This is a genomic window from Rossellomorea sp. NRS-1567, assembly GCF_050467885.1.
GTDB classification, from domain to species: domain Bacteria; phylum Bacillota; class Bacilli; order Bacillales; family Bacillaceae_B; genus Rossellomorea; species Rossellomorea aquimaris_C.
The window spans coordinates 214,865-224,648 of record NZ_JBITPL010000016.1; the positions used below are offsets into that span (position 1 = coordinate 214,865).

The 9,784-nt window shown below is 44.8% G+C and carries 8 protein-coding genes; 2 read left to right on the top strand and 6 right to left on the bottom strand.

The window, feature by feature from the left end; genetic code table 11:
- Positions 1–27: 27 nt before the first annotated feature.
- Together ACIFOD_RS12505 and ACIFOD_RS12510 are read right to left on the bottom strand one after the other, a co-directional pair.
- Positions 28–1,215, bottom strand: coding sequence for an acetyl-CoA C-acetyltransferase (locus ACIFOD_RS12505; RefSeq protein ID WP_430314935.1), 1,188 nt, complete (start codon positions 1,213–1,215; stop codon positions 28–30).
- Between the two features lie 340 nt (positions 1,216–1,555).
- On the bottom strand, positions 1,556–3,673 hold the full coding sequence (locus ACIFOD_RS12510) for a 4Fe-4S dicluster domain-containing protein (RefSeq protein WP_044340580.1): 2,118 nt from the start codon (positions 3,671–3,673) through the stop codon (positions 1,556–1,558).
- Positions 3,674–3,977: 304 nt separating this feature from the next.
- Here ACIFOD_RS12510 and cls point away from each other — a divergent pair, with 304 nt between their 5' ends.
- Together cls and uvsE are read left to right on the top strand one after the other, a co-directional pair.
- Positions 3,978–5,183: a cardiolipin synthase gene (gene cls / locus ACIFOD_RS12515; RefSeq protein ID WP_430314936.1), complete on the top strand. Its 1,206-nt coding sequence runs from the start codon at positions 3,978–3,980 to the stop codon at positions 5,181–5,183.
- 11 nt (positions 5,184–5,194) lie between these two features.
- Positions 5,195–6,148 (top strand): UV DNA damage repair endonuclease UvsE, encoded by a 954-nt coding sequence (uvsE, locus tag ACIFOD_RS12520; RefSeq protein WP_430314937.1) that lies wholly within the window; start codon positions 5,195–5,197, stop codon positions 6,146–6,148.
- A gap of 115 nt (positions 6,149–6,263) precedes the next feature.
- On the opposite strand, the gene ACIFOD_RS12525 is transcribed toward uvsE, so the two are convergent.
- The 4 genes from ACIFOD_RS12525 to speB form a co-directional block, all read right to left on the bottom strand.
- Positions 6,264–6,443, bottom strand: a complete 180-nt coding sequence (locus ACIFOD_RS12525; RefSeq protein WP_113969269.1) for a XapX domain-containing protein — start codon at positions 6,441–6,443, stop codon at positions 6,264–6,266.
- A 103-nt stretch (positions 6,444–6,546) separates the two neighbouring features.
- A complete protein-coding gene (gene argS / locus ACIFOD_RS12530) occupies positions 6,547–8,217 on the bottom strand; it encodes an arginine--tRNA ligase (RefSeq protein WP_430314938.1) in 1,671 nt (556 codons plus the stop codon).
- 4 nt (positions 8,218–8,221) lie between these two features.
- On the bottom strand, positions 8,222–8,659 hold the full coding sequence (locus tag ACIFOD_RS12535) for a DUF1934 domain-containing protein (RefSeq protein WP_282138385.1): 438 nt from the start codon (positions 8,657–8,659) through the stop codon (positions 8,222–8,224).
- 210 nt (positions 8,660–8,869) lie between these two features.
- Positions 8,870–9,742, bottom strand: a complete 873-nt coding sequence (speB, locus tag ACIFOD_RS12540; RefSeq protein ID WP_430314939.1) for an agmatinase — start codon at positions 9,740–9,742, stop codon at positions 8,870–8,872.
- Positions 9,743–9,784: the final 42 nt, after the last annotated feature.

The following is a 9,784-nucleotide window of genomic DNA, read 5'->3' on the forward strand; positions in this document are numbered from 1 at the left end:
TACCTGGTACAACACTCTCCTAACAACCTACTGCTTCGCCACCTCAATCATGATCGCATCCCCTTGACCGCCGCCGCTGCAGATCGATGCAATTCCTACACCGCCTCCGCGACGCTTCAGTTCATATGCCAGTGTCAAAATGATACGCGCTCCGCTTGCCCCGATCGGGTGACCAATGGCAACTGCTCCACCGTTTACATTGACTTTTTCCGGGTCCAACCCTGCGATTTTCCCACTTGTCAGGGCCACAGCTGCGAATGCTTCGTTAATTTCAAACAGGTCGATTTCTTCAAGTGATTTACCTGTTTTCTTCAGCAGTTCATTGATGACGAGTCCCGGTGTTTGCGGGAAGTCCTTTGCTTCCACGGCAATGGCTGTATGTCCAAGGATGGTGGCTAATGGCTGCTTCCCTTCTTTTATGGCTCTCTCTTCACTCATGAGTACCATGGCTGCCGCCCCGTCATTGACCCCTGGTGCGTTCCCGGCTGTGATCGTTCCTTCTGATCCGAAGACAGGGCCTAACTTGGCCAGAGCTTCGATGGACGTTTCTTTTCGTGGGGCCTCATCTTTACTGACTACTACTGGTTCCCCTTTGCGCTGTGGTACTTCCACCGCGACGATTTCTTCACCCAGAATACCTGCATCTGTCGCTTTCAGAGCGCGTTCATGGCTTCTTAATGCCCACTGATCCTGCTCTTCTCTTGATAGTTCAAACTCTTTCGCTGTTTCATTTCCGTACGTTCCCATGTGGACATTGTTGAAGCTGCACGTCAATCCGTCATGAACCATTAAGTCCTTCACCTGTGAGTCACCCATCTTGAAGCCCCAGCGAGCTTTCGGAAGGATGTACGGTGCATTGGACATGGATTCCATTCCGCCCGCCACGATGACTTCGCCGTCACCTGCACGGATGATTTGGTCACCCATTGTCACGCTTCGCATTCCTGAAGCACATACTTTGTTGATGGTTTCCGTTTTGACGTTCCACAGTAATCCGGCATGACGGGATGCTTGTCGGGAAGGAATCTGTCCCTGTCCCCCTTGTAAAACAGATCCGAGGATCACTTCCTCTACCTCTTCACCATTTATGCCTGATCGTTTCAGGGCTTCCTTCACGGCAAAACCGCCCAACTCTGAAGCTGTAAAACTGCTTAAGCTTCCACCAAATTTACCGAATGGCGTTCTTGCTCCATCTAAAATTACCGTTTTTCCCATCTCAATCGCTCTCCCTTATATCTGAATGATTTGATTCGACAAAAACAAATTGTATACGCTTTCAACTGTTCTTAAAAAAATAGGACTTACTGATATTCGACTGAACGCTCGCTCAACCAGTCCCCAAAAGAGAAGGGACAGTTTTTGTCCCTTATATACCTTTATTGTACTTCAAATTCGGTTAGAACGTAATGATTTTTTAGAAAGTTTTTATTTTTCTATTAAATTTATTATTGTAGAAAAATAAAGGAGTGAAACGCAGTAAAGGCTATTTGGTTTCACTCCTTGATGTTCCACTACTGAGAAGCGGACACTCATTATCAAACGGATAATATTCTTTTTACGAAGCAGCCGGCTGATCTTTTTGATCGCCACATACCGCTTTTTCAAGGATTTCTGCCACATCCTGAGTAGAGACGGTTTCTTCTACTTCCTTCGCTTTCGTTCCATCAGATAGCATCGTTAGGCAGTATGGACAACCCGAGCTGATGACCGATGGGCTGACCTCAAGTGCCTGCTCTGTACGGGAAACGTTCACGCGGTGACCTGCGTCTTCTTCCATCCACATAAGTCCTCCACCAGCTCCACAGCACATACCTTTTTCACGGTTACGTTCCATTTCAACCAATTTCACGCCTGAGATTGATTTCAGGATTTCCCGTGGTGGATCGTATACTTCGTTGTAACGTCCCAGGTAACAGGAGTCGTGGAAGGTGATCGTTTCGTTCACTTCGTATTTTGGCTTCAGACGCCCTTCTTTTACCAGGTCATATAGAAGCTCCGTATGGTGATACACTTCCGCTTCCAAACCGAAGTCCGGATACTCATTTTTGAAAATGTTATAAGCATGCGGATCGATCGTAATGATTTTCTTGATTTCATTCTTTTCGAATTCGGCGATGTTTTGACCTGCAAGCTCCTGGAATAGGAACTCATTACCGAGTCGACGTGGTGTATCACCGGAATTCTTCTCTTTGTTTCCTAAGATCGCGAATTTCACGCCTGCTTCATTCAGCAGCTTGGCAAAGGATAACGCGATTTTTTGGCTGCGGTTATCGAATGAACCCATGGATCCAACCCAGAATAAGTATTCGAAGTCTTCTCCCGCTTTTTTCATTTCTTTCACCGTAGGAATATGGACGTCTTCTCTCGCTTCACGCCAGTTTTCACGTTCTTTACGGTTCAGACCCCAAGGATTCCCTTGGCGTTCGATGTTTTGCATCGCGCGTTGTGCATCTGCATCCATCTTTCCTTCAGTAAGGACCAGGTAACGGCGAAGGTCGATGATTTTATCCACGTGTTCGTTCATGACCGGACATTGGTCTTCACAGTTACGGCACGTCGTACATGCCCAGATTTCTTCTTCTGTGATGACGTCTCCGATCAGGCTAGGACTGTACGTAGCACCAGCAGCCGCTTCTTCCGCTGCTTGAGTGGCACTCGCCATGGCCAGCTGATTCCCTTTCGTGCCATTGAAGGCAAAGGTCGGCACCCACGGTTTTTTCTGCGTAACGACCGCACCGTGATTCGTCAGGTTATCACGCAGTTTCACGATTAAATCCATTGGGGAAAGCATTTTCCCTGTTCCTGTAGCGGGACACATATTCGTACAACGACCACATTCCACGCATGCGTAGAAGTCGATCATTTGATGTTGCGTGAACTCTTCAATTTTCCCTACCCCGAAGCTTTCGGCTGACTCATCTTCAAAGTCGATGGGCTTCAGCTTTCCAGGGTTGTCTAATCGATTGAAATAGACATTCGCAGGACCTGCGATTAAATGAGCGTGCTTGGATTGTGGAACATATACCAGGAATGCCAGTAAGAATAGCAAGTGAATCCACCAGGCTACATAGAAGATGACGATGGAAGCCGTTTCTCCAATGGCTCCAAGTGCTCCTGCAATGAGTGACGCTACAGGCTCTGTCCAGGCAAGTTCTTCACCGTGCCAGATAAGGCCCATTCCGTTCCCTACAAGAACCGAGAGCATTAATCCACCGATGAATAGGAGAACCAATCCTGACTTAAATCCTCTTTTTAAACGAACCAATTTTTCCACATAGCGGCGATGGAAGGCCCAAACAACCGCTACCAGGATCATGAGTGTGACAAGCTCCTGGAAGAACGTGAATCCGGGATATAACGGCCCCAGTGGTAAGTGACTTCCTGGCGCCAGTCCTTTCCATATGAAATCGATGGCTCCGAATTGGACTAAAATGAAGCCGTAGAAGAACATGACGTGGATTGCTCCACTCTTCTTATCCTTCAAGAGCTTCTTCTGTCCGAAGACATTGACCACGATCTTCTGGAATCGTTCCTTGAATCGCTGGTCGAACTCCACTTTCTTTCCGAGCTTAATATATTCAATTCTCGTCTTTACTACATACACAAACAGACTAAGTGCGTAAACGGTCACAAGAATAAATGCAACCCAATTGAGAATGAGTAACCCATTCATTGAAAAACACTCCCCCTTCTTTGGTTCGATTGAACTTCCCCTTTGTTCAAACTTTTACAAACCAAATTAATATTCTGAATAGTTCATATATCCATTATATTATGAATGAGCATTCAGTCAATGGTTTTTATCAAGAAAAATGAAAACCTTTACATGAACAGTCATTCATTCGCCGGAAGTAACCAGGACTTTTTGTACCCCCCATAGGTTTCAATATGAATCATTTAAGGTAAAAGAAGAAAGAGTGCAAAGTAGGTAACATTTAAGGACATACTAATGCTAATGCAGATGAGAGAGTGATTATATGTGGTGGTTCATCCTACTGTTAATAATAGTTGTTGTCATAGGCTGGTTAATGATCGACTTTAAGCTGGGGAGAAGTCGTTTCATCCGGACACGGACCAGAAGAGATTATGAAAAACGAAATAGCAATATTAAATTATTTTCCAGAGGTCCCGAGCTTTTTGATCAAATGTTTAAAGAAATGAAAGAAGCCAAGTCTTCCATTCATGTTTTATTCTATATCGTACAAGATGACCATTTTGCTTTACGGTTTATGGAATTATTGAAGGATAAAGCAAAAGAAGGCGTAGAGGTCCGCCTATTAATGGATCAGATCGGGAGTCATAATGTGCCTAAATCAAAAGTGAGAATGCTGCGTGACGCTGGTGTGGAAGTGGCCTTCTGTCAAAAAGTCAGCCTCCCTTTCTTATTTTTCTCCTCCCAACAGCGTAATCACCGGAAGATCACGGTCATTGACGGCGTGATTGGGTATTTGGGTGGTTATAACGTCGGGAAAGAATATATTGATGAAAATGACATACCCGAGCTGTCCCCTTGGAGGGATTACCATCTTCGTTTAGAGGGTGAAGGTGTTCAAGACTTACAAACAGAATTTTGCATCGATTGGTTCAGGGGGACGAAAAAGGACCTGAGAGACGAAACGAAATACTTTCCTCCGGCCGAAAAAGGAAGCATAACCCATCAGATTTTCCCGACAGAAGGGGTGAATATCGAGGATTTCTTCAAGAAATTCATTGATGATGCCAAAGAGGAAGTCATCATCGGGACTCCTTATTTCATCCCCACTCCCATATTAATGGAAGCACTAAGTGATGCATTGGAACGGGGTGTCATTGTAAGGATCATCATTCCAAATAATGCCGATCATATGTTAGTGAAGGAGGCCGCGTTCCCTTATTTTAGAACCTTGCTGGCTAAAGGGGCAAAGGTGTATCAATTTATGAACGGGTTTTACCATGCCAAGGTAATGATTGTAGACGACTATTTCTGTGATTTAGGTACTGCCAATTTTGATAAAAGAAGTTTCTTCATCAATCTTGAAATCAACAATCTTATTTACGACAAAGAATTTATTCACACATTGAAAAATGAAATGACAAAGGATATGGACGCATCCGACATGCTGAGTGAAAGTGACCTCGCTTCTGTTTCCATTCTCACCCGGATAAAGGAACGGATCGCTTCATCCATTTCCATTTTACTTTAGGGGGAAACCACATGAAAGTCCGATTGGGGTTTGTTGCTAATTCCCTCTCCTTATGGGACGCGAGCCCTGCCAAAACCATGACCTACAAACGATATACTGAGCTTCCGAAAGAGGAACGAATGGATCGCTTGAAGGAAGTAACAAGATTAAACTTGGAACATACGAAACGCATCCTGTATCTGTGTGCAGCTCACGAAATTGAACTGTACCGACTATCAAGCTCACTTGTGCCTTTAGCTACTCATCCGGAAGTCGAGTGGGACTTCCATACTCCTTTCAAAAAAGAATGGAAAGAGTTTGGGGATTTGATCAAGAAGTTTGGGATCAGGGCAAGCTTTCACCCCAATCAATTCACTTTATTCACCAGTCCCAGGCAGCATGTAACGGACAACGCCGTAAAGGATATGGTTTATCATTACCGCATGCTTGAGTATATGGGGATTGAGGATCGCTCGGTCATTAATATTCATATCGGTGGAAGCTATGGTGATAAGGAAGAAACGCTGGTACGTTTTCATGAGAATTTGAAGAGCCTCCCGACTGATGTGAAAGAGATCATGACCCTAGAGAACGATGACAAAACCTATACGGTAGAAGAAACATTAGGTGTTTGTCAAAAAGAAAACATCCCCATGGTCCTTGATATCCACCATCACGAGGCCAACCTTAGTGAGAGGCCTTTAGAAGATTATCTTGAAGCGATTTTTGCCACATGGGAAAAGAGAGATCTCGTTCCCAAAATACATATTTCCTCGCCGAAATCGGAAAAAGCATTCCGCTCTCACGCTGATTTGGTGGATGCAGGCTTTGTAGAAGGATTTTTCAAAACACTCAAGACGTTTGATCAGGACGTTGACTTTATGATTGAAGCAAAGCATAAGGATTTGGCCATGCTTAAGCTGATAGAGGACCTTTCGACGATACGGGGAGTGAAGCGGATTAGCGGCGGAGCGTTGGAATGGTAATGAGAAAGATGAACACTTAGTTGTTCGTCTTTTTTGTTTTGTCTATTCCAGGATCCGGTAACTTTCAAATTCGATGGAAGCTACCGGATCTTGAATAAAATTTCGTATGTAAATTCTATCTAAATACCGATTCAATCCAAGGCTGAATCGCTGTGAAGGCTTTAAAACCAAGATAGATACCTACAATTCCTGCAATTCCGGCCAAGGCAGGCGGTGCGGGGATCGGAAGCTTAAATAGGGCAAAAATAAAACCAACCAGGAAACCGGTCACAATCGCTAAAATAACTGTTTTCATAATATCCTCCTGAACAATATGTCTACTTTTATTATACGTTAAAGCTGGAGAAATATAAGAAAAAGGTCCATCCCGAGGGACGGACCTTCTTCATTTATCGTCCTTACATTTTTTCCGGAGCGGCAACTCCGATTAATGCAAGAGCGTTTTGTAATGTGACTCGAACCACTTTTACAAGAGCCAGACGAGCTGTTGTGAGTTCACGGTTTTCTTCATCAAGAACCTTATTGGCATTGTAGAAGCTGTGGAAAGCTGATGCCAGGTCGTTAATGTAGTTCGCCACACGGTGAGGTGTACGTTTATCCGCAGCATCGGCAACCATTTGTGGGAATTCACCTAGTTTTTTCAGTAAATCCACTTCTTTTTCCGTCCCGATCAGCTTTAAGTCGATCTTGTCTTCTGAAGCGAGTCCCTGCTCCTCTGCTTGACGGAGAATACTGCAAATACGTGCATGGGCATATTGTGCGTAATACACAGGGTTTTCATTGGACTGGGATACCGCCAGGTCCAAATCAAAGTCCATATGCGTATCGGCACTTCTCATGGCAAAGAAATAACGGACGGCATCCAGGCCGACCTCTTCTACAAGCTCACGTAAAGTGACTGCTTTACCTGTACGCTTACTCATCTTCATCTTCTCACCATTTTTATAAAGGTGAACCAGTTGAATCACTTCTACTTCTAATTTTTCACGGTCAAAGCCAAGTGCTTCAATCGCCGCTTTCATACGGGGGATGTATCCGTGGTGGTCAGCACCCCAAATATTGATCAGTACATCGTGTTCACGTTCGAATTTATCCTGGTGATACGAAATATCAGGAGTCAAGTACGTGTACGTTCCATCATTCTTGATGAGCACACGGTCTTTGTCATCCCCAAGTTCAGTGGAACGGAACCAGGTCGCGCCGTCTTCTTCATACACGTGACCATTGTCTTTTAATGTTTTTAACGCAGCATCGATTTTACCATTTTCGTATAGGGATGTTTCAGAGTACCACACGTTGAACGGCACACGGAACATTTCCAGGTCCTTTTGAAGCTTGGCCATTTCGATCTTCAGTCCATACTCACGGAAGAACTTGTAGCGCTCTTCGTCACTTACTTCCGCATATTTCGAACCGAATTCTTCCGCCAGTTTCTTCCCGATTCCGATGATGTCCGCGCCATGATATCCATCTTCAGGCATCGCTTTGTCTTCTCCAAGAGCTTGGAAATAACGGGCTTCAACGGAAATCGCCAGGTTATGGATTTGGTTTCCTGCATCATTGATGTAGTATTCACGGGTTACTTTATAACCTGCTTTTTCAAGAACGTTACATAGGGAATCACCTACAGCCGCTCCACGGGCATGTCCAAGGTGAAGGTCACCTGTCGGGTTGGCAGATACAAACTCCACGTTCACTCTCTCGCCATTCCCCGCGTTTGATTGACCATAATCCTGGTCTTGATCAAGAATCAATGGAATCAAGTCGGTCAGGTATTCATTGTTCATGTAGAAGTTAATGAATCCAGGTCCTGCAATCTCCATTTTTTCAATGGATGCCTTGGACTGGTCGAAGTTCGCCATAATGTCCTCCGCAATCATGCGAGGCGCTTTTTTCGCTACGCGTGCAAGCTGCATCGCCATATTGGTAGAGTAGTCACCATGGGATTTTTCTTTCGGGATTTCTAAAATGACATCAGGAATCTGATCCTCTGTTGCGAGTCCCGCTTTCAGGACCGCTGCCTTTATTTCGGATTTCAGGTTTTCTTGTACTTTTTCGACAATATTCATATCGCTATGCTTCCTCCTTATAGTGAATGGACATAACATAATCCCCTACTGGACTATCTTGCATCTTTAACTCGTAAGAAAGGTTGAAATCCCCTTCCAGCTTGGAGTCACTTTGTGTATGTGAAAGTTTCTTTGTTTTGGTTGTAAGTAAGAGAGTACCCATCTGGCTTTCGTAAGAACCATTTTGTTCCTCCCGTTCGTTAAAGGCCATTCTCATTTTCACTGCACCGCTTCTGAGAATGAGAGCCTGCTGGTCCGAGACTTTAACAATCGTATGGGTGGTTCCTTCCTCTTGCACCTCATCGTACTTCAGGAAAACGGCATCTCCTTTTTCATAGTATCGACCAAATGATACCAGTTCAAAAGAGTCACTTTCCTCTCCTATTGTGATTTTGGTTTTCAAGTGAACTTTGACAGGGGTGTAATCTGTTTTTGCCGTCAAACCACTCACATCCTTTTCTATTTTAGGGTCCGATCAAGTGATAGGTCCGTCCCTCTTTTAGACGTCCCTTCCTTCTAACTAATTAAGTATAAGAAGTATTGTGGGAAAATGCAATGGAACACGATGAGTTTTCAATTTCGGGAGTGGATGTAAGCGGATTTATGGTAAAAGAAAAGCCCCTTCCGACAATCAGAAGAGGCTTTTGGGAGTTTATTTTACCCAACCAAGGAGCATTTCGCGAATCAGCTTACTTGCTGTATTGGCTGTTTGCTCTGATGAATCATAGATCGGGGCGACTTCTACAAGGTCTGCACCCACTACATTCACGTCAGAGTGAGCGATGGCATGGATCGATGCCAGTAATTCTTTAGACGTAATCCCGCCGCAATCCACGGTTCCTGTACCAGGAGCGTGGGCAGGGTCCAGCACGTCTATATCAATCGTCACATATACAGGACGTCCTGCAAGCTTCGGAAGAATTTCCTTCAACGGCTCAAGTACTTCAAATTTCGAAATGTGCATACCGTTTTCTTTCGCCCATTGGAATTCTTCTTTCATCCCGGAACGGATTCCGAAAGAGTAGACATTCTTTGGTCCGATATGCTCAGCGATTTTGCGGATTGGAGTGGAATGAGATAGTGGCTCCCCTTCATAATCTTCACGAAGATCTGTGTGAGCATCCATATGGATGATCGCAAGGTCCGGGTATTTCTTAGCGACCGCTTTCATGACCGGCCATGAGACCAAGTGCTCTCCACCCATTCCAAATGGGATTTTCCCGTCGCCAAGAAGACCATCGATATAATCCTCAATCATATCAATGCTTCGCTGCGGGTTACCGAATGGCAATGGAATATCCCCGGCATCAAAGAATTTCACTTCTTCAAGCTCACGGTCGAGATAGGCACTGTACTCTTCCAAACCGATCGAAACTTCACGAATACGAGTCGGGCCAAAACGGGATCCCGGGCGGTAACTTACCGTCCAATCCATCGGCATACCGTAAAGAACGACCTGGCTATCCTCATACGAAGGATGACTCTTAATAAACACATTACCTGAATACGCCTCATCAAAACGCATACTCTTCAACCTCTCTTTTTAGAGGGACGGACCTTCAGGAGG

Coding starts and splice junctions, on each gene's coding strand:
- ACIFOD_RS12505 (WP_430314935.1), bottom strand. CDS start 1,215: ATGGGAAAAACGGTAATTTTAGATGGAGCAAGAACGCCATTCGGTAAA.
- ACIFOD_RS12510 (WP_044340580.1), bottom strand. CDS start 3,673: ATGAATGGGTTACTCATTCTCAATTGGGTTGCATTTATTCTTGTGACC.
- cls (WP_430314936.1), top strand. CDS start 3,978: ATGTGGTGGTTCATCCTACTGTTAATAATAGTTGTTGTCATAGGCTGG.
- uvsE (WP_430314937.1), top strand. CDS start 5,195: ATGAAAGTCCGATTGGGGTTTGTTGCTAATTCCCTCTCCTTATGGGAC.
- ACIFOD_RS12525 (WP_113969269.1), bottom strand. CDS start 6,443: ATGAAAACAGTTATTTTAGCGATTGTGACCGGTTTCCTGGTTGGTTTT.
- argS (WP_430314938.1), bottom strand. CDS start 8,217: ATGAATATTGTCGAAAAAGTACAAGAAAACCTGAAATCCGAAATAAAG.
- speB (WP_430314939.1), bottom strand. CDS start 9,742: ATGCGTTTTGATGAGGCGTATTCAGGTAATGTGTTTATTAAGAGTCAT.